Origin of the sequence: Klebsiella sp. JN_Kp122 (assembly GCF_040062085.1) — a bacterium.
Taxonomy (GTDB): Bacteria; Pseudomonadota; Gammaproteobacteria; order Enterobacterales; family Enterobacteriaceae; genus Klebsiella; species Klebsiella aerogenes.
This window is the reverse complement of sequence record NZ_JBEAHW010000002.1, coordinates 1-21,290: the sequence shown is the minus strand read 5'-3', so window position 1 is coordinate 21,290 and position 21,290 is coordinate 1. Positions and strand designations below refer to the sequence as shown.

The window sequence follows — 21,290 nt, the reverse complement described above, 5'->3', positions numbered from 1 at the left end:
TGGCAAACGGTAAAGGCAAGAACAATGCCACCTGCTGAAAAAACGAACAGAAAATGGTGACTGAAGCGAGCAAGCAGAACAGATAAGCAATGAGGGGGGAGTTGAAAGCTGTAAAAAAAGAGAAAATCATCGGTAGTGATTTTCTCTTTTCCGGACATCGGGGTGTTTTCGTTGCCAGATCAATAACGATCGGCGATTTTGATAAACGTTGCTCTCAGAGTGATACGGCTTATCAGACCCCGACCAGTTCATACTTTTTAATTTTGCGATATAGCGTCGCAATGCCGATCCCGAGCTCATCGGCGGCCTGCTTTTTATTGCTATAGCGCGTCAGCGCATCGCGGATCATCTGTTTTTCCATCTCCTCCAGCGCCGTTCCCCCCTCTTCTTCTTTCGCAACGCTGGCTGGCGCCGCCCGGCTGCTTTCGCGCTCGTTGACTTTGCCGCTGCTGATAAGATTTGGCGGCAGCAGCGACAGATCAATCACCTCGCCGGAGGGAACCACGTTAACCAGATACTCCATCAAGTTACTCAGCTCGCGAATATTGCCCGGCCAGCGGTAGTTCTTCAGTAAGGCGATGACTTCCGGGGACACGCCGGGATAGACCAGCTCCAGCCGACGGGTGTGCAGATGCAGGAAATAGTGAATCAGCAGTTCGATATCATCCTGACGCTCGCGCAAAGGCGGCAGGCGTAGTGGGATGACATTAAGCCGATAGAACAGATCCTCGCGGAATTTCCCTTCGGCAATGAACTGCTCAAGGTTCTGGTTAGTGGCCGAAATAATGCGGATATCGACCGGCACCGGATGGCTGGCGCCCACCGGCTGAATTTCGCGCGATTCAATCGCCCGCAGCAGCTTGGCCTGTAGGGTTAATGGCATATCGCCGATTTCATCAAGAAACAGCGTGCCGTGATTAGCCGCCTGAATCAGACCGGTCTTGCCGTTGGCCGAGGCCCCGGTAAATGCGCCTTTGACGTAACCAAAGAGTTCGCTCTCCAGTAGCTGTTCGGGGATGGCCGCGCAGTTGATCGCGATGAAAGGCTTCGCCTGACGGTCGCTGAGCTTATGCACCGCGCGAGCGACCACCTCTTTGCCGGTTCCACTTTCGCCGACGACCATCACGCTCGACGGGCTTGGCGCCACGCGGGTAATCAGTTTTTTCAGCTGACGCATTGGCCGACATTCGCCAACCATCTGTTCAATCTGCGGGCCATCCTGCGGTGGCGCCAGATCGGCCGACGAATGCGACTGATGGAAGGCCATTAAGAACAGCCATTGATCCTGAATAGCGTGCAGCTGACCGATAATAAGCTCTTTCTTATCATCAAAAGAAATGACGTGCTGTACGTGACCGCGAATAAAGTTTTGCGCAAAAGTCAGCGGACGAAAATGAATAGTTTTGCCAATCATACTGCCATGATTCGCGCCAAGGATTTTCATCGCCGCCTGATTGGCAAATTTCACTTTTTGATCCTGGCTAACCACCAGCACGCCCTGATCCATGTTTTCAATCATGGTGGAAAACATTTTAAGCATATTATCTCCCCCGCCCTGGTCCTCTAACAGGCGGGAGACAAATATTGAAGAAACATGGCGTACATAATCTGAGAACTCGTGAAGGTTGTCATTAATGCGCTCCTGCTGCTCGCGAGTTAAGGCGACCAGGCTAATAACCCCGACACACTGTTCTTGATAAATCACCGGGGTACCCAGAAATGCCTTTTCTTTACAGTTCTCTTTATTGGTACAGTCTTTACACAAGGGATCAAAACGCGAATGAGTCACGACCTTTTCTTTTTTTGTTTCTATTATGTAACGTAAAAGTCGCGAATCTGTATTTAATTTTCGCCCCAGGAATTTACCGTAGGCGCCGGTACCGGCGACCCGGCACAGCGTATTGTCGACAATCTCGACTTCGAGTTGTAACACGCTGGAGAGCATGCGGGCAAAACGTTGAATCGTTGGCTGAATCTGCATTAAAACGGATAGCGAATTGGAGGGAATCATAATTGACCTTTTAATATCAGTAGCCGAAAGAAAATGCTGAAGATCGACTCTTTTTATTCTGCGTTTATCATACTACCGCCGCCCAGGCTGAAAAAAGGTGCCAACCCTGCGCTTTTTTACAGCTTAAAGAAAATATGGAAGAGGTATCACATTTTCCTCTCAATATGATAATCCGCAGGGCAAAATTATCATTTTGGTGTTGAAATCACCGTCGCAGAACGATATCCACGCTTGTCTGACGGCTCAAAGTAAATTTACCGTGACAACTGGCAAATGAATTTCATTTCCATCAGTTGAGCGTTATAAGCCATTTTTCGTGACCCGCCTCGCATAATTCCCGACTTTTCCACTCGTCCACCGCGACTGAATTATAACTGGCACGCTTATTGTTAGTGGTAATACAGCGCTGGCCGTCGCCACTTACATCAATGTCATTTCGACTGCACAGCAATCAATAAGCCGTCATTCACTACCAGGATCGAAATATGAAAACTGTTAACGAACTGATCAAGGATATCAATAAGCTCAACTCTAACCTGCATGAAAAAGATTTCCTGCTGACGTGGGAGCAATCGCCGGACGAGCTGAAGCAGGTGCTGGATGTCGCCGCAGCGCTGAAAACGTTACGGGCGGAAAACATCGCGACAAAAGTTTTTAACAGCGGACTGGGTATTTCGGTCTTTCGCGATAACTCCACCCGCACCCGCTTCTCTTATGCCTCGGCGTTAAACCTGCTCGGCCTGGCGCAGCAGGACCTCGACGAAGGTAAGTCGCAGATAGCCCACGGTGAAACGGTGCGCGAAACCGCCAATATGATCTCCTTCTGCGCAGACGCTATCGGTATTCGCGACGATATGTATCTCGGCGCCGGCAACGCCTATATGCGTGAAGTCGGCGAAGCGCTGGATGACGGCCACAAACAGGGCGTACTGCCGCAGCGCCCGGCATTAATAAACCTGCAGTGCGACATCGACCATCCGACGCAGGCGATGGCCGATCTGGCCTGGCTGCGTGAACACTTCGGCTCGCTGGAAAATCTGAAAGGTAAAAAAATTGCCATGACCTGGGCCTACTCGCCAAGCTACGGCAAACCGCTTTCCGTCCCGCAGGGAATCATCGGCCTGATGACCCGCTTCGGTATGGATGTCACCCTCGCCCATCCAGAGGGCTACGATCTGATCCCGGACGTTATCGAAGTGGCGAAGAAAAACGCCGCGGCTTCCGGCGGCAGCTTCCGTCAGGTCACCGATATGGCGGAAGCCTTTAAAGACGCCGATATTGTCTACCCGAAATCCTGGGCGCCATACAAAGTGATGGAACAACGCACCGAGCTACTGCGCGCCAACGACCATGACGGGCTGAAAGCGCTGGAAAAAGCCTGTCTCGCCCAGAACGCCAATCACAAAGACTGGCACTGTACCGAAGAGATGATGAAGCACACCAAAGACGGTGACGCGCTGTATATGCACTGCCTGCCGGCGGATATTACCGGCGTCTCCTGCGAGGAAGGCGAAGTCACCGAAGCGGTGTTCGAGAAATATCGTATCGCCACCTATAAAGAGGCCAGCTGGAAGCCGTACATCATCGCCGCCATGATCCTCTGTCGCAAATATGCCAAACCCGGTCAGTTGCTGGAGCAACTGCTGCAGGACGCGCAAAAACGCATCAAATAACCTCGCGAGCCGGTCTGCGGGCCGGCTTCCCCGACTCCAAAGAAGGATAAGGACAGAATATGTCTGCTTTTTCGCTGAAAATGGATATTGCCGACAACCGTTTCTTTACCGGTGAAACCTCGCCGCTGTTCTCTCGTCAGCAGGCACAACAGGCGCGCCATTTTCATCAAAAAATCGCCGGTTACCAACCGACGCCGCTGTATGCCCTGAAGGAACTGGCGACGCTGTTCGGCGTAAAGAACATCCTGGTAAAAGATGAATCCCAGCGCTTTGGCCTCAACGCCTTCAAAATGCTCGGCGGCGCCTACGCCATCGCCCAACTGTTGTGTGAAAAATACCATCTCGATATTAACGCCTTCTCGTTTGAGACCCTGAAATCCACCATCAAAGAGAAGATGACTTTCGCCACTACCACCGACGGCAACCACGGGCGCGGCGTCGCCTGGGCCGCCCAGCAGCTTGGGCAAAACGCGGTGGTGTACATGCCGAAAGGTTCAGCGCAGGAACGCGTGGACGCCATTTTACGCCTCGGCGCGGAATGTATCGTTACCGATATGAACTACGACGATACCGTGCGCTTTACCATGCAAACCGCACAGAAAAACGGCTGGGAAGTGGTACAGGACACCGCATGGGAAGGCTACACCAAAATTCCAACCTGGATTATGCAAGGTTACGCCACCCTCGCCGATGAAGCGGTAGAACAAATGGCGGCGATGGGCATTGCTCGCCCTACCCACGTCTTCCTGCAGGCCGGTGTCGGCGCGATGGCAGGCGGCGTGCTCGGTTATCTGGTCGACGTTTTCGGCGCCCGCGATTTGCACTCGGTGATCGTGGAGCCTGAACTGGCGGACTGCATCTATCGCTCCGGGTTAAAAGGCGACATCGTCAACGTCGGCGGCGACATGGCCACCATCATGGCAGGACTGGCCTGCGGCGAACCTAACCCGCTGGGCTGGGAAATTCTGCGCAACTGCGCCACCCAATTTATCTCCTGCCAGGATGCCGTTGCCGCCCTCGGTATGCGCGTACTCGGTAATCCTGTCGGCAATGACCACCGGGTTATCTCCGGTGAATCCGGCGCCGTCGGGCTCGGGACGCTGGCCGCCGTCCACTTCCATCCGCAACGCCAGGCGCTGATGAACAAACTGGGGCTTGATAACCATTCCGTGGTGCTGGTCATCAGCACCGAAGGCGACACCGACGTGCAGCATTACCGCGAGGTCGTCTGGGAAGGCAAGCTGCCGGCAGCACAATAAACGTTCAACTTATTCAACATATTCATCCCGCGAAGCGGGAAACCAGGACCGGAGAGTTAATTCATGGCTAAGCACATTCCTTTCAAACTGATTGTCGAAAAAGCAAACCACTACCAGCAGGATATGACCCGCTTCCTGCGCGATATGATCGCTATCCCCAGCGAAAGCTGTGACGAAAAACGCGTCGTGCATCGTATTAAAGAAGAGATGGAAAAAGTCGGCTTCGATAAAGTCGAGATCGACCCGATGGGAAACGTGCTGGGCTATATCGGCCACGGCCCGCGACTGGTCGCCATGGACGCGCATATTGATACCGTTGGCATCGGTAACATCAAGAACTGGACTTTCGACCCCTATCAGGGGATGGAAACCGATGAGCTGATCGGCGGGCGCGGCGCGTCCGACCAGGAAGGCGGGATGGCGTCGATGGTCTACGCTGGGAAAATCATCAAGGACCTCGGTCTGGAAGATGAATATACCCTGCTGGTGACCGGTACCGTTCAGGAGGAAGATTGTGACGGTCTGTGCTGGCAGTACATCATCGAACAGTCCGGCATTCGCCCGGAATTCGTGGTCAGTACCGAGCCGACGGATTGCCAAATCTATCGCGGCCAGCGCGGGCGTATGGAGATTCGCGTTGATGTCCAGGGAGTGAGCTGCCACGGCTCGGCGCCGGAGCGCGGCGATAATGCCATCTTCAAAATGGGTCCAATTCTTAACGAACTGCAGGAGCTCTCCCATAACCTGGGCAACGATGAGTTCCTGGGTAAAGGCACCCTCACCGTCTCAGAAATTTTCTTCACCTCGCCAAGCCGCTGCGCGGTTGCCGACAGCTGCGCGGTCTCTATCGACCGCCGTCTGACCTGGGGCGAAACCTGGGAAGGCGCGCTGGATGAGATCCGCGCCCTGCCTGCCGTACAGAAGGCCGGCGCCGTGGTCTCAATGTACAACTATGAACGCCCGTCATGGACCGGGCTGGTTTATCCAACGGAATGCTACTTCCCGACCTGGAAAGTAGAAGAGGATCATTTCACCGTACGCGCGCTCAGCAACGCTTATGAAGGGCTGTTCGGTAAAGCGCCGGTGGTCGATAAATGGACCTTCTCCACCAACGGCGTTTCCATCATGGGCCGTCACGGCATCCCGGTTATCGGTTTCGGGCCAGGTAAAGAGCCGGAAGCCCATGCGCCAAATGAAAAAACCTGGAAACAGCATCTGGTGACCTGTGCCGCGATGTACGCCGCAATCCCGCTGAGCTGGCTGGCCACAGAGTAAGTTTGTACGGTTATTCCTCCCGCCGCGCGTCGGCGGGAGTCTGGAGTTTTTATGCGCGTACTGATTAAAAACGGCATCGTGGTCAACGCCGACGGCCAGGCAAAACAGGATCTGCTGATTGAAAACGGCCTGGTCAGCCAGCTCGCCGAACGGATAACCCCAACCGAACCTTGCCAGACTATCGATGCCGCAGGTTGCTATGTCATGCCCGGCGGCATTGATGTTCATACTCATTTTAATATCGATACCGGGCACGCCCGCAGCTGCGATGATTTCTTCACCGGCACCCGCGCCGCCGCCTGCGGCGGTACCACCACTATCGTCGACCATATGGGCTTCGGCCCCGCCGGCTGCCGCCTTCGTCACCAGCTAGAGGCCTATCACGGCTATGCCGCCTACAAAGCGGTGATCGACTACAGTTTTCACGGCGTTATCCAGCATATCAACCATGCCATCCTCGATGAAATCCCGATGATGGTTGAAGCCGGGATTAGCAGCTTCAAGCTCTACCTCACCTACCAGTATAAGTTGAACGATGATGAAGTGCTTCAGGCGATGCGCCATCTCCATCGCGCTGGCGCGCTAACCACCGTTCATCCGGAAAACGACGCCGCTATCGCCCGTAAACGGGCCGAATTTCTGGCGGCCGGCAAAACCGCGCCGCGCTACCACGCCCTTAGTCGCCCGCTGGAGTGTGAAGCGGAGGCTATCGCGCGAATGATCAATCTCGCCCAGCTCGCCGACAACGCGCCGCTGTATATCGTTCATCTCTCCAACGGCCTGGGGCTGGATTATCTGCGTCTCGCGCAGCGGCGGCACCAGCCGGTGTGGATTGAAACCTGTCCGCAATATCTGTTGCTTGACGACCGCTGCTATGAACGCGAAGACGCGCTGGGATATCTGTTAAGCCCGCCACTGCGCAACGCCAGCAACAATGATGCGCTGTGGTGCGGTATCGCCGATGGTTCGATCGACGTGGTGGCGACCGATCACTGCGCTTTCTCGATGGCCCAACGCCAGCAGCTCTCCGGCGGCGATTTCAGCCGCTGTCCGAACGGCCTACCGGGGGTGGAAAACCGCCTGTTGCTCATGTTTTCCCACGGCGTCATGACCGGGCGGATTTCAGCGCAGCGTTTCGTCGCGCTCACCAGCGCCACTCCCGCGAAGCTATTTGGCCTGTGGCCGAAAAAAGGACGATTGGCGCCCGGCGCAGATGGCGATGTCGTCATTATCGATCCGCAGCGCACCACCACGATCCGCCATGAGATGTTGCATGACAACGCCGACTATTCACCCTGGGAGGGCTTTATTTGCCAGGGCGCGATTCGCCAGACCTTATCGCATGGCCGGGTCATTTTTGATAACGGCACCTTCACCGGCAGCGCTGGTCAGGGACGTTTTTTACGCCGCGATCCCTTTTCTACCGCTCACCTTCCGGTCAGCGGAATCACATCTTAAGTGAGGTATTCATGAGTAAGAAAATTGTACTCGCCCTCGGCGGTAACGCGCTCGGCGAGGATCTGGCCGGACAAATGCAGGCCGTCAAACAAACCGCGCAGGCCATCGTCGACCTGATAGCCCAGGGCCACCAGGTAGTCGTGACCCACGGCAACGGCCCGCAGGTTGGGATGATTAATCTGGCCTTCGAAGCCGCAGCCAAAACCGAGGCCCATACCCCGATGCTGCCCATGTCGGTCTGTGTGGCGCTAAGCCAGGGTTATATCGGCTATGACCTGCAAAACGCCCTGCGCGAGGAGTTGCTGTCGCGATCGATGCATATCCCGGTGGCAACAATCATCACCCAGGTGGAAGTCGACGCCAACGACCCGGCGTTCAAAAATCCGACCAAACCTATCGGCTCTTTTTTCACTGAGCAGGAAGCAGAACAGCTGACGCGTCAGGGGTACGCCATGAAAGAAGATGCCGGGCGCGGCTATCGCCGGGTTGTCGCCTCGCCGCAGCCGGTGGATATTATTGAGAAAGAGACGGTCAAAGCACTCATGGACGCCTGCCACGTAGTGATCACCGCGGGCGGCGGCGGGATCCCGGTAATCCGCGAAGGCAATCATCTGCGCGGCGCCAGCGCGGTAATTGATAAAGACTGGGCCAGCGCTAAACTGGCGGCGATGATCGACGCCGACATGCTGATCATCCTGACCGCGGTCGAGAAAGTGGCGATCAACTTTGGCAAACCCAACGAGCAGTGGCTGGATAAGCTGTCGCTCAGCGATGCCGAACAGTTCATTCGTGAGGGTCACTTCGCTAAGGGTTCGATGCTACCGAAAGTTGAGGCCGCCGCCTCATTCGCCCGTTCACGTCCGGGGCGCAAAGCGCTGATCACCGTATTAAATAAAGCCAAAGAAGGGATTGAAGGAAAAACCGGTACGGTCATTGAAGGGTAAAAAGGCACCGAATGTAGCCCCGGTAAGCGGAAGCGCCACCGGGGATTTTGAGGCCATCTACACCGGCTTCGTGCTGCTATCTACGCCACCGACAATAACTCACTCTTCTCTTTTACTCTTTTATTCATCAGCGTCATCAGCGCCTCAAGCACCCCACCGCCAATGGCACGCGCCTTATCGGAGACGCTGGTAAAATCGGCGCTGGCGCCGCGCGGGTCGATATCACCAATTTTAAAGCCGCTCTCGACCGCTAACCCATCGCTGAGCAAACCGCGCACCATACCGCTTAATGGCGCAATAATCTCGGCCTCGCCGACGGTGGCAATGATATCGCCTTCGTTCACAATCTCACCCAGCGCCACTTTCGCGCGCATCACCCCGGCTCCCGGCGCGCGGATCACCCGTCGTGAAGTATGGCCAAGAATATTACCAGGAACCCCGGTGTTCTCCTGCGCTTCGCCATCGTAAATCACCTGCCCCAGCCAATGGCCGCGATTGGTTTCAATCACCGCATGGCAATCCACACCGGCGCAAAAACCAGGGCCTAGCGCAATTACCGCTGGCGCCATCTCTCGCTGCGTACCAAAATTCTCTTTCGCCAGTATGGCATCCACGACGCAGACAGGGCGCAGTTCATTCAGCGATTCGCATAGCGGATCCACCAATACCGGGATCGCGCCATTTTCAATTACCCGGATGGCCTCCTGAGCGGATGACACCCGCTTCGCCATCACCCCTTCTACCGTCATTTCACCGTCGAAGACGGCTTGGGCAAACGCGACGCTGCGGCGGATAACCGTCGGTTTCGCGACTTCCAACATCACCACTTTGAACCCCGCATGCCACAGACGCAGAGCCACGCCGCTGGCGATATCGCCGGCGCCGCGAATAGCGACCAACTGCTGCTGCGCAGGCGTGGCTGCCGCCATCAGCAAGCCGCCTGGCGCGCGATTTTTTACCTGCAGGATTTCCGCCAGAATGCTAATCGCTATCTCATGCGGCGTTTCGGCGCCAATGTTATAGCCAACCGGCGCATGCAGGCGGGCAATATGTTCTGCGGCAACGCCGTTTTCCCGCATCTGGCGTAAAAACACCTGGACTTTACGGCGGCTGGCCAGCAGCCCAAGCCAGGCGACCGGCCGTTCAATCAGTTTATCCAGCGCTTCACGATCCTGGTTATTGGTGGCGATTAACACAAAGTCATCGCCGCGGATCGCCAGATTCTCCACCGCCTCGCTGAAGGTTTCAGCATGCAGCAACTGCGTTGTCGGCGGAAAATAGTCGGGGTTCAGGCTCTCTGGATAGATATCGGCCACCGCCACCTCAAAACCCAGCAGCGCCGCGCTTTGCGCCACCGCGCGGTTCACGTGCCCGGCGCCGATCAGCACCAGACGCGGGCGCAGGCCATGTACGCTAATATAGACCGACATCGCCCCGCCGCAATCGGAGCCGACCGCATCGCTGCCGCTACGCGCCATCCGCCCATGAAACATGCGCGACGCCTTTTCGCTGAGCGCTTCCAGCGCCTGTTCAATCACTTTGCGCTCAACCATGCCGCCGCCGATGGTGCCGACTATCGAACCATCTTCACGAATTAACATCTGCGCCGAATGGCGCGGCGTTGAGCCGCGGCTATCGACAATCTGCGCCAGCGCAAACGGGCGATTCTGTGCTTCGAGTTTTGCCGCTTCAGAGAAAATATTCATAACAACCTCAATGGATATCCGCTATGCGCCCAAGCCGGGGCGTCACTCTGTTGTTCGTCGTCGCGTTATCGCGGGCTGCTCTTGTACCGCTCCCGCCCACAGTGCGTTAACTCCCCACTGCTGCAACAGCGCCTGCTCCGGTAAATTCTCATTTTGAGAAAGCTGATTCAGCAGCAGGATCCGGCGACTGGCGGGCGGAACGCCTTTAAACGCTCCCTGCGGATGCGTAATTAAGCGATGCAGCATTGGCCAACTCAGCGCCGTATCCGGCGCCGCGCCGGTGATCCGGGAAAAAAGGGGCCAGCGATGAACGGTCGCTGGCCCAACGTTTTGCCCGAGCCTCCAGGCCCCCATGACGGCAATAACGCAGCAACAGGATTGAGGTATGCAAGGTTCGTGCTCAGCTGGCGCTTTTAAGGCGAAACCGTGAGCCCCGTCAGCTTCTACCAGCACCACATCCACGCGCCCCGCGGCAACCAGCGCATCAAGCTGTTGCGGGCTAAACCCACGAACCTTACCCGCAGGGGCGAGCCACGAGGCGTAGCAGGCCTGCAGCGGCCGCTGCCAAACCTCGACAGGCAGCGCCAGCGGTTCGCGGCAAATCACCACAGGTAGTGATGCCGGGAGATACATATGGGTGGACGTAGTGATCAGAACTCGTCGGCCAGCCTCCAGAAAACGCTGCGCCAGCCACATTAAGGTACTGGTTTTGCCTCCCGCGCCTACGGCGGAAATGAGCAGCGGACCATCATTTACGCCTAAATCACAAAACAACGATTGCAGATGCGGTATATTTTCCATGCGCTGGCCAGGATTCCATTATTCAGGGAGGAGTATGAAACAGGTCGATTGTATTATTACCGCCGCCGGATTGTCCTCCCGGATGGGACAGTGGAAAATGATGTTACCCTGGCGCGGAACGACAATACTTGATGCAAGTATAAAAAACGCCCTGCAATTCTGCTCGCGTATTATTCTGGTGAGCGGTTTTCGCGCAGAGGAGCTACATCAACGCTATTCGGCGCATCCGCAAATAACCCTGGTTTATAATCCCAACTATCAACAGGGTCTGTTTACTTCTGTTTGCGCTGGCGCGAGCCAGGTGCGAAACAACTTCTGTTTTATCACCCTCGGCGATTTACCCTGCCTGCCGCCAGCGCTTTTCCAGCGGCTTTGGCAACAACGCGGCGACAGCGCCCTTCTTCCGCAATATCAAGGCGTACCGGGTCATCCCATCCTTATTACCGGCACACAGCTGCGCCAACTTATCACTTACGATGGACCTGACTCAATGCGCAAACGGTTATTACAGAGCCGCCATCGCTGCCTGGAGTTAGATTTTCCGCAAATGGTCTGGGATATCGATACCCCTACTGATTTTATTCGTCTGCAAAACCAGTATTAATCTTGTCTTTGTCGGGAAATTATCATTGTGATATTTCGCCGTTTATTTTGAGAAATCCCGACGGATAAAAATATAGAGTGATTTTAATTCTCATTACCATAGCGTGAGCCTATTCACATAGCCCGGCGTTCTTTAGATCTGTCTCACATTTTTAATTATTCAAACCTTCTGCCTTTAATAACTGGTTCGATTGTTGCTCTTCCTTAACTATCCGTCGGAATAAGCACCACTAACCGGCAAATTTGATTGCACAGATAAAGGAGAGGGTTATGGGGGATATCATGCGTCCCGTCCCGTTTGAGGAATTATTGACGCGCATTTTCGATGAGTATCAACAACACCATTCCATTTTTGGTATTCCTGAGCAGCAGTTCTATTCGCCTGCCAACCAACGCCGGGTAAGCGTCTTCGGCGAAAGCTGCGCCACCCCAATCGGCCCCGCCGCCGGGCCACATACCCAACTGGCGCAGAATATCATCACCGCCTGGCTCACCGGTGGGCGGTTTATCGAGTTGAAAACCGTACAGATTCTCGACCGGCTTGAGCTGGAAAAACCCTGCATCGATGCCGAAGACGAATGCTTTAACACCGAATGGTCTACAGAATTTACGCTGCAAAAAGCGTGGGATGAGTATCTTAAAGCATGGTTTATTCTGCATCTGTTGGAAGAGATTTTCCCATTCACGCCGGCGAAGAACGGTAAGTCCTTTATTTTCAATATGAGCGTCGGTTATAACCTGGAAGGGATCAAGCAACCGCCGATGCAGCAGTTTATCGATAATATGATGAACGCCGCCGGGCAGCCAAAATTTACCCAGTACCGCGACACGCTGAACCGCTGGCTGCATGATGACGCCTTCCTCACCCGCTTGTCTCTGGATGATATTCGCCCACGGCTGGCGACGCTCGCGGAACGCATTCCTGCAAAACTGGTACAAGGGGTTACCCTCTCAACCATGCATGGTTGCCCGCCAGATGAAATCGAAGCCATCTGCCGCTATATGCTGGAAGAGAAACAGCTCAACACCTTCGTGAAGCTCAATCCGACGCTGTTGGGCTACCCGCGCGTACGCGAAATTCTCGACACCTGCGGCTTTGACTATATCGGTCTGAATGAAGAATCTTTTGAACACGATCTTAAAATCGGCCAGGCGCTGGAAATGTTGACGCGCCTGATGGCGTTGGCGAAAAGTAAACAACTTGGCTTCGGCGTGAAGCTGACCAACACCCTCGGCACGGTCAACAATAAAGGCGCGCTGCCCGGCGATGAGATGTATATGTCCGGCCGCGCGCTGTTCCCGCTCTCCATCAACGTTGCGGCGCTGCTCTCGCGTGAATTCGACGGCAAACTCCCGATCTCCTACTCCGGCGGCGCCAGCCAGCTCAATATTCGCGATATCTTTGAAACCGGGATCCGCCCCATTACCATGGCGACCGATCTGCTAAAACCCGGTGGTTACCTGCGTCTTAGCCAGTGCATGCGCGAGCTGGAGCAGGCCGATGGCTGGGAGATGAATCAGGTCGACGTCAAGCGCCTGAACGCGCTGGCGGAAAAAGCGGTCAGCATGGAGTACACGCAAAAACACTGGAAGCCTGACGATCGCATCGACGTTGGCGAGCCGCTGCCGTTAACCGACTGCTACGTCGCCCCTTGCGTCAGCGCCTGCGCCATCAAACAGGATATTCCGGAATACATTCGCCTGATGGGCGAGCAGCGCTATGCCGATGCGCTGGAACTTATCTATCAACGTAACGCGCTGCCGGCGATTACCGGTCACATCTGCGATCACCAGTGCCAGTACAACTGTACGCGTCTTGATTATGACAGTGCGTTAAATATCCGCGAGCTGAAAAAAATCGCCCTTGAGAAAGGCTGGCCGGAATACCAACGCCGCTGGCATAAACCGGCGGGTTCCGGCAGCCGAAACCCGGTGGCGGTGATTGGCGCAGGCCCGGCGGGGCTGGCGGCGGGCTACTTCCTCGCCCGCGCCGGCCATCCGGTCACGCTCTTTGAGCGCGAAGCCAACGCAGGCGGAGTGGTAAAAAATATCATTCCGCATTTCCGCATTCCCGCTGAACTTATCCAGCAGGATATTGAGTTCGTTGTTAATCACGGCGTCAACATTGTCTACGGCTGCGACCCGCATCTCACCGTCGAAAAACTCCGTCAGGAGGGTTATCACTATGTGCTGATCGGCACCGGCACCGACAAAAACAGCGGCGTGAAGCTTGGCGGCGATAACCCGAATATTCATAAGTCGCTCAACTTCCTGCGCGCGTTCAACCGCGGCGATCGCCTGAACGTGGGTAAACATGTGGCCATTGTCGGCGCAGGTAACACCGCAATGGACTGCGCCCGCGCGGCGCTGCGCATCCCCGGCGTTGAGAAAGCGACGGTGATTTATCGCCGCTCGCAGCAGGAGATGCCGGCATGGCGCGAGGAGTACGAAGAAGCCCTCCAGGATGGCGTTACGTTCCGTTTTCTCAGCAACCCGGAACACTTCGCCGCTGACGGCACGCTAACCGTCCGCACCATGGCCCTCGGCGAGCCTGATGAACAGGGTCGACGTCGCCCAATGCCCACCGATGAAACCTGGACGCTGCAGGTCGATACGCTGATTACCGCTATCGGCGAACAGCAGGATGGCGAAGCGCTGGCGGCGATGGGGATCCCGCTCAACGATCGCGGCTGGCCTGAAGTCAACGCTGATGGCGAAAGCCGGCTGGCTAATGTATTCCTGATTGGCGACGTACAGCGTGGCCCTTCTTCTATCGTCTCGGCGATAGGCAACGCCCGTCGCGCCAGCGATGCAATCCTCAAGCGCGAGAATATCCGCAGCCACTTCGGCGATAAACAGTGGAATAACGTCGATCCCGCGGACATCTACCGCCGCAAAGGGATCATTGCTATCGCTCAGGTTGATAAAGACGACCGCGATGCCTTTGTCGCGCAGGAGGCGGAGCGCTGCCTCGAATGTAATTACGTCTGCAGCAAATGCGTTGATGTCTGCCCGAACCGGGCCAACGTCTCCATTGCGGTACCGGGGTTCGAAAACCGCTTTCAGACGCTGCACCTCGACGCGTACTGCAACGAATGCGGCAACTGCGCGCAGTTCTGCCCATGGCAGGGAAAACCCTATAAAGACAAGGTCACCGTCTTTAGCCTCGAACAGGATTTCAACAACAGCAGTAATCCGGGTTTTCTCGTGGAGCAACAGCGCGTCCACGTGCGTCAGGATGGCATGACCTGGCTGCTGGATATCGACCAGCGAGGTCAGTTCGCTGAAGTACCGCCGCAGCTGGATGCCATGTGCCGCATCATCAGCCACGTTCATCAACATCATCACTATTTGCTGGGAGCCGTCGAAGTATGAGTATCTTAATGCTTAAAAATGCCACCCTTGCCCAGCTTCACCCGGCAAAAGTGGAAGAAGGTGTCGATATCGTCATCGAAAATGACAGAATTATCGAAACAGGCGCGAACCTGAGCCCGCGTTACCCGCAGGCGCGTATTAAAGAAATGCACGGCCGACTGGTGATGCCGGGAATGGTCTGCTCGCATAACCATTTTTATTCCGGACTGTCGCGCGGAATTCAGGCCAATATCGCGCCGAGTCCCGATTTTATCTCGACGCTGAAAAACCTGTGGTGGCGCCTGGACCGCGCTCTGGATGAGGAGTCCTTATACTACAGCGGGCTTATCTGTTCGCTGGAGGCCATTCGCAGCGGCTGCACCGCCGTCATTGACCACAGCGCGTCGCCGAACTATATCGCTGGATCATTAAGTCAGTTACGTAACGCTTTCATCAAGGTCGGCCTGCGTGGCATGACCTGCTTTGAAACCACCGACCGTAACGGCGGCCTGCAGGAACTTCAGGCAAGCGTGGAGGAAAATATCCGTTTTGCCCGCGAAATCGATCGGGCGCGGGAAAGCGGCGACGAGCCGTATCTGGTAGAAGCGCATATCGGCGCCCATGCGCCGTTTACGGTTCCCGATGAGGGGCTATTAATGCTTCGCGAAGCATTAAAAACAACCGGGCGCGGCCTGCATATTCATATGGCGGAAGACCGTTACGACGTTTCTCACAGCCACCATCACTACGGTAAAGATCTGCTGGTACGCCTGTCGGAGTTCGATCTCATCGATAGTAAAACGCTGGTAGCGCACGGGCTGTATCTGTCGGAAGCTGATATTGAACTGCTGAACGCGCACGATGGTTTCCTTGTCCATAACGCCCGCTCTAACATGAACAACCACGTTGGTTATAACCAGCAGTTGACGGCGTTTCGCAACCTGGCGCTGGGCACCGACGGCATCGGCTCCGATATGTTTGAAGAACTCAAGTTCGCTTTCTTTAAACACCGCGATGCCGGCGGGCCACTGTGGCCGGATAGCTTTGCGCGGGCATTAAGCAACGGTAACATGCTGCTTAGCCGCAACTTTAACGACCGTTTCGGCCGTATTGAGGCAGGCTATAAGGCGGATTTAACCATCAGCGATTATATTCCGCCGACGCCGCTGCTGGCGGAGAATCTCGCCGGGCACATCGCCTTCGGTCTGGGGGCCAGCCACGTTCATAGCGTGATGGTAAATGGCGTCATGGTCTATGAGGATCGGCAGTTCGCTATTGATTGCGATACGATTTTCGCCGAAGCGCGGAAGGTGGCGAAGAAGATGTGGCAGCGGATGGATGCGTTGCCGTAAACCCATCACGCAAAAACAAAACCCGGTCGCTGTACCGGGTTTATTTTTTGGCTTCTACCGGGGCTATAAATAGCGCAGAAACATCGATCGGGTAGCCCGGATAAGACGCAGCGCGTCGCTATCCGGGGATCGCTTACACGTTCAACAAGCTGGCGCTGGCGATCGTTCTCTGTTTCTGCAGCGCCGCCAGGGCCTCACCGGTCATCAGCGATATTGCCGCCGTTGGGCACACCGATACGCAGGCCGGGCCACCATCTCGCTGCTCGCAGAGATCGCACTTCACAATAACCGGCGGATGCGCCGCCGATGTTTCGATAGTAATCGCGCCAAATGGGCAGGCGACGACACAGCTCTGGCAGCCAATACAACGCCCGGCATCGGCCTCGACCCGTTCGGCGCCCATCGCCAATGCGCCGGTCGGACAGACCCCGACGCATGGCGCGTTTTCACACTGATGGCACATCACCGGCACGCTCAACGTGTCGAGTCGCATCACCTTCAATCGCGGATGAAATTCCGCCCCTTCCGCCACATGCTCCAGTGCGCAGGCGACTTCGCAGGTACGACAGCCTATACAGGCCTGTGAACTGGCAAGAATAAAATGGGTCATCACCGCTCCTTATGATCAAATCGCGCCAGCATTTCGCTTGCGGCCTGGCGCCCGGCAACCATTGCCGTTACCACCAGATCGGCGCCATGTACCGCATCGCCGCCGGCATAGATTTTGTCATGGCTGGTCTGCGTGGCGCCGCGACCTTTGCCGCCCGTTACAATCTGCCCCCAGCGGTCAAGTTTGATGCCATGCCCCCGCAGCCACGGCATGTCGTGAGCCTGGAAACCAAACGCCAGCACCAGCACATCGGCCGGGAGTTCGAATTCTGAACCGGCAATTGGCCGCGGGCGCCGGCGGCCATCCGGCCCTGGTTCACCCATTTCGGTACGGATCATCCCAACGGCGCTGACCTGGCCTTTACGGTTACGCAGGATATATTGCGGCTGAACGTTAAACTGAAACGCCACGCCCTCCTCCCGCGCGTTCACCACCTCTTTTTTCGAGCCTGGCATGCTTAACTCATCGCGACGATAGGCGCAGGTTACGCTCTCGGCTCCGCGACGCACCGCGGTGCGCAGACAGTCCATCGCCGTATCGCCGCCGCCCAGCACCACCACCCGCTTACCCTTAATGTCGGTTAACGGATATTCAGCGCTCTCTTCAAGCCCCATCACCTCACGGGTATTGGCAATCAGGAACGGCAGCGCCTGAATAACACCCGGTGCATCTTCGCCATCAAGACCCGCGCCCATCAGCCCATAGGTGCCGACGCCTAAAAAGACCGCGTCATAGTTAGCAACCAGGTCGCTAAAGTCCACGTCGCGCCCCACTTCCTGGTTGAGATGGAAACGAATCCCCATATCGCTGAAGATCTCGCGCCGCAGCGCCATTACCGTTTTTTCCAACTTGAAAGACGGAATGCCGAAAGTCAGCAGCCCGCCAATTTCAGGATGTTTATCAAAAACATCAACCTGTACCCCGGCGCGCGCGAGAATATCCGCGCAGCCCAGTCCCGCCGGGCCGGCGCCGATAATAGCCACTCGCTCCCGACGCGGCGTGACCTCGCCTGTGGTTGGCCGCCAGCCCATCGCCAGCGCGGTATCGGTGATATAGCGTTCAAGATTACCAACCGCCACCGCGCCGCCTTCGTTTTTCAACGTACAGGCCCCTTCGCATAGCCGGTCCTGTGGGCAGACCCGGCCGCAGATTTCCGGCAGCGAACTACTTTGATGGCAGAGTTCTGCGGCCTCAATAATCTTGCCCTCACGCACCAGTCGGATGAAATCAGGAATATGGTTGTGTAACGGGCAGGTCCAGTTGCACCAGGCTTTTTGCGCACAGTACAGGCAACGCTCGCTTTCATATTCGGCATCACATTCGCTAAGGCGCTGGTAGATCTCGGCAAAATGCCCTTTTCGCTCTTCTGCGGCAAGCTTCTTCGCCCCCACCCGCGGCGCTTTATCCAGGATCGCTTCGCGCCTTGCGCCACGACGCTCGGCCAGCGGCTGCCCCTGGGCAGAGCGGATTTGTCTTTCCCGCTGTAAACGCTGGAGCGCGCTTTCGTCCATTACGCGCAGCGCCTGAGTCGGGCAACTGGCCACGCAGGCCTGTTCTGCGGAGGGGCGCTCGCGACAAAGATCGCATTTTTGCGCCAGCTGCGGGCCATCTTCCCCGCTGGCGACCATCTCGATTGCGCCAAATGGGCAAGCGACGACGCAGTTTTTGCAACCGATACACTCGGACTGGGTAAACTGGATGCTGTCGTTGGCGACATACAGCGCCTGAGTCGGGCAGGAGGTGACGCAAGGCGCGTCGTTGCAATGGTGGCAAGTGGTCGCAGTACTGGCATTCCGGTGGAAGACAACATGGATGCGCGGAACAAACGCGCTACGCTGTGCCGGCCAGGCATCCTGATGATGCGCCGTGACGCAGGCCACTTCGCAGGCATGACATCCAATACAGTTCGCAACATCGGCCACAATAAATCGATTCATTTGCTTCCCTTTTATTCTTCTGGAATAGTCTTAGGGATGGATTGCAATATTCGGGCGATATTTGGCGCTCAATTTATGTAGTCATTCATTTTTGCGAGTCAGCTCAAATTATTACTCTCCTGTAGCTCTCGAATAAATAAAACCTCATCAAATCACCGGGATGGCATCTCAACTCCGCCCTGACTTTTTATCATTTTTATCTTCTTAGCGCTTATTTCGCCTACCAAAATGAGACGGTATACATCTCAAACTGATATTCGCCATTTTTATTTCTGATGCCCGCTCGCAACGTTAAACAGGCCAGCAAGAAATAGACAAGCCAACCCGTGATTGATTTCACAAATATATTACTCCACTGCCGCATCGCTCATTTTTGGCACAGCTTACGCATAACCCTCCTAACGCATAAGCAACTCCGTGCGCGTTATACGCTGGTGAACATCATCAGCAGAGGGAGGCAATGGCCTTCGAATCGTAACTTCTCCCCTTTCAGTTCGGCACGGGCGGAAGTCGTAAAGGAGACAACTACTTCATGAAAGATTTTGCCATTCCGGCCTCACGCAATACGGCGACTGTCGCGCCGGTCGATGAGGTCCTGCCAATTACGCAAATGATTCTCTATGGATTGCAGCACGTGCTGGTGATGTACGCCGGGGCGGTGGCGGTACCGCTGGTGGTGGGCAACGCGGTCGGTTTGCCTGCGGAGCATATTATTTTATTAATCAGCGCCGATTTGTTTATTTGCGGCGCCGCGACCATCGTGCAATCGATGGGCATCAAGCAGTGGTTGGGCTGCCGCCTACCGCTGATCCAGGGCTGTACTTTCGCCGCGCTGATCCCGATGGTGCTTATTGGTAAAGAGTACGGTATCGGGGCGATCTCCGGCTCGGTTATCGTCTCCGGCATTTTTATCCTCTGCTGCGCGCCGTGGATTAGCCGCCTGATTCGCTTCTTTCCAAAGGTGGTGATGGGCGGCATTGTAACGCTGATCGGCCTCTCTATTATGCCGGTCGCGGGAGGATGGATTGGCGGCGGCAGCAGCGAGATGGCCGGTTTCGGCGATCTCTTCTCGCTGCTGATGGCGGCCATCACGCTGGTCATTATTCTTAACCTGTATACCTTCGCCACCGGCGTGGTCAAGAACACCTCGGTGCTGATCGGGCTGGTGATCGGCACTATTTTATGGAGCTTCTTCAAGCCGCTGGATTTTAACCTCGTCAACGCTACGCCTTGGCTGCATCTGCCACAGGTGATGCAGTTCGCCCGGCCTGAGTTTCACATCGTGCCCGTCGCCCTGCTGTCGATGGTCATGGTGGTGGTGATGGTCGAAACCATGTCGTCCATCATGGCGACCGGCGATATCGTTGGTAAACAGGTCACGGCCAGCATGCTGCGTAACGGCCTGAATACCTGCGGACTGGCGACGACGATCTGCGGCTTCTTCAACCTGTTTCCCTACGCGGCCTTTGCGCAAAACGTCGGCCTGATTGGCCTGACCGGCGTACGCAGCCGTTTCGTGGTGTCGGTCTCCGGCGTCATTCTGATGCTGATGGGCATTTTCGCCAAAATGGCGGCGCTGGTGGTACTGATTCCGAAACCGATCCTCGGCGGCGCCGGTATCGTTATGTTCGGCATGGTTGCCGTTTCCGGTATTCGTACTCTCGGTCAGGTCAACTATCGCAACAATAACAACGGGATGGTGGTCGCGCTCACCCTTGGTCTCGGCATGATGCCGGTGCTGGTGCCGAATCTGTTTACCCAGTTCCCGCCAATGATGCAGCTGTTTCTGCACAGCGGCATCACTATCGGCACCCTGACGGCGATTGTCGCCAACCTGACGCTGAACGGCAGCGTGCCGTTCCGTATTTCTCACGATGTCCCGGAACCGGACCCGGCGCCGCCGAGCGCGGCTGCCCGCAACATGGCCGTGCGTACGGTACGCATGTGGCTGCTGCTGCGCAAAGTACAGAAAGGTCAAACCGCCGCTGACGGCCAGGAGTGATTCATGTCTATGTCGCAACGTCTGCTTTTTGCACTGTTGATGATGGCCCTGATGGCGGTTCCCGCCATCCAGGACGCCATTACCCTCGGAATTAACAGCCGTTTTATCTATCTGTTGCCGTACTATTTTTAAGGAGTCACACGATGGAAAAAGTCACCACCGTCTGTCCCTACTGTGCCGCTGGCTGTAAGCTGCGGCTGGTGGTGGACGACGGCATGGTCGTCGGCGCCGAAGCGGCCATGGGGAAAAACAATCAGGGAACCCTGTGTCTGAAAGGCTATTATGGCTGGGACTTCATTAACGAT

16 protein-coding genes are annotated in these 21,290 nt (G+C 55.9%); 11 read left to right on the top strand and 5 right to left on the bottom strand.

Annotated elements, in window-relative coordinates:
* Window positions 1-232 precede the first annotated feature (232 nt).
* Window positions 233-2,011: a sigma-54-dependent Fis family transcriptional regulator gene (locus ABLU78_RS02980; RefSeq protein WP_048228698.1), complete on the bottom strand. Its 1,779-nt coding sequence runs from the start codon at window positions 2,009-2,011 to the stop codon at window positions 233-235.
* Between the two features lie 485 nt (window positions 2,012-2,496).
* Here ABLU78_RS02980 and ygeW point away from each other — a divergent pair, with 485 nt between their 5' ends.
* The 5 genes from ygeW (at window position 2,497) to arcC (ending at window position 8,620) form a co-directional block, all read left to right on the top strand.
* Window positions 2,497-3,684, top strand: a complete 1,188-nt coding sequence (gene ygeW, locus ABLU78_RS02975) for a knotted carbamoyltransferase YgeW (RefSeq protein WP_015366901.1) — start codon at window positions 2,497-2,499, stop codon at window positions 3,682-3,684.
* A gap of 59 nt (window positions 3,685-3,743) precedes the next feature.
* Window positions 3,744-4,943 (top strand): diaminopropionate ammonia-lyase, encoded by a 1,200-nt coding sequence (gene dpaL, locus ABLU78_RS02970; protein WP_047036398.1) that lies wholly within the window; start codon window positions 3,744-3,746, stop codon window positions 4,941-4,943.
* A 63-nt stretch (window positions 4,944-5,006) separates the two neighbouring features.
* Window positions 5,007-6,218, top strand: a complete 1,212-nt coding sequence (locus ABLU78_RS02965) for a YgeY family selenium metabolism-linked hydrolase (RefSeq protein ID WP_015705213.1) — start codon at window positions 5,007-5,009, stop codon at window positions 6,216-6,218.
* Between the two features lie 51 nt (window positions 6,219-6,269).
* A complete protein-coding gene (gene hydA / locus ABLU78_RS02960) occupies window positions 6,270-7,676 on the top strand; it encodes a dihydropyrimidinase (RefSeq protein WP_015705212.1) in 1,407 nt (468 codons plus the stop codon).
* An 11-nt stretch (window positions 7,677-7,687) separates the two neighbouring features.
* The gene (gene arcC, locus ABLU78_RS02955) at window positions 7,688-8,620 is read left to right on the top strand and encodes a carbamate kinase (RefSeq protein ID WP_015366905.1); all 933 of its coding nucleotides are present in this window, start codon (window positions 7,688-7,690) and stop codon (window positions 8,618-8,620) included.
* Window positions 8,621-8,700: 80 nt separating this feature from the next.
* On the opposite strand, the gene yqeB is transcribed toward arcC, so the two are convergent.
* Together yqeB and yqeC are read right to left on the bottom strand one after the other, a co-directional pair.
* Window positions 8,701-10,326: a selenium-dependent molybdenum cofactor biosynthesis protein YqeB gene (gene yqeB / locus ABLU78_RS02950; protein WP_348820096.1), complete on the bottom strand. Its 1,626-nt coding sequence runs from the start codon at window positions 10,324-10,326 to the stop codon at window positions 8,701-8,703.
* Between the two features lie 42 nt (window positions 10,327-10,368).
* Complete coding sequence (gene yqeC, locus ABLU78_RS02945; RefSeq protein ID WP_047057482.1) at window positions 10,369-11,127, bottom strand: selenium cofactor biosynthesis protein YqeC; 759 nt, start codon at window positions 11,125-11,127, stop codon at window positions 10,369-10,371.
* Window positions 11,128-11,161: 34 nt separating this feature from the next.
* Between yqeC and ABLU78_RS02940 the strand changes: the two genes are divergently transcribed.
* From ABLU78_RS02940 to ssnA, 3 genes are all read left to right on the top strand, one after another.
* Entirely contained in the window at window positions 11,162-11,731 is a 570-nt protein-coding gene (locus tag ABLU78_RS02940; RefSeq protein WP_047057481.1) for an NTP transferase domain-containing protein, read from the top strand.
* A 269-nt stretch (window positions 11,732-12,000) separates the two neighbouring features.
* A complete protein-coding gene (ygfK, locus tag ABLU78_RS02935) occupies window positions 12,001-15,105 on the top strand; it encodes a putative selenate reductase subunit YgfK (protein ID WP_048228695.1) in 3,105 nt (1,034 codons plus the stop codon).
* Window positions 15,102-16,436 (top strand): putative aminohydrolase SsnA, encoded by a 1,335-nt coding sequence (gene ssnA, locus ABLU78_RS02930; protein WP_048228694.1) that lies wholly within the window; start codon window positions 15,102-15,104, stop codon window positions 16,434-16,436. Before ygfK ends, ssnA begins: the two co-directional genes overlap by 4 nt.
* A 133-nt stretch (window positions 16,437-16,569) precedes the next feature.
* Here ssnA and ABLU78_RS02925 read toward each other — a convergent pair whose 3' ends face one another.
* A complete protein-coding gene (locus ABLU78_RS02925) occupies window positions 16,570-17,046 on the bottom strand; it encodes a 4Fe-4S dicluster domain-containing protein (protein ID WP_020079016.1) in 477 nt (158 codons plus the stop codon).
* Window positions 17,046-18,983: a formate-dependent uric acid utilization protein YgfT gene (gene ygfT, locus ABLU78_RS02920; protein ID WP_047075583.1), complete on the bottom strand. Its 1,938-nt coding sequence runs from the start codon at window positions 18,981-18,983 to the stop codon at window positions 17,046-17,048. Before ygfT ends, ABLU78_RS02925 begins: the two co-directional genes overlap by 1 nt.
* A 532-nt stretch (window positions 18,984-19,515) precedes the next feature.
* On the opposite strand from ygfT, the gene ABLU78_RS02915 reads away from it, so the two are divergent.
* The 3 genes from ABLU78_RS02915 to ABLU78_RS02905 all read left to right on the top strand — a co-directional run.
* A complete protein-coding gene (locus ABLU78_RS02915; protein WP_015366914.1) occupies window positions 19,516-20,985 on the top strand; it encodes a nucleobase:cation symporter-2 family protein in 1,470 nt (489 codons plus the stop codon).
* Window positions 20,986-20,988: 3 nt separating this feature from the next.
* Window positions 20,989-21,117, top strand: a complete 129-nt coding sequence (locus ABLU78_RS02910) for a hypothetical protein (protein WP_015366915.1) — start codon at window positions 20,989-20,991, stop codon at window positions 21,115-21,117.
* An 11-nt stretch (window positions 21,118-21,128) separates the two neighbouring features.
* The coding region (locus ABLU78_RS02905; protein ID WP_045360659.1) for a spermidine/putrescine ABC transporter substrate-binding protein at window positions 21,129-21,290 on the top strand (162 nt) is incomplete at its 3' end.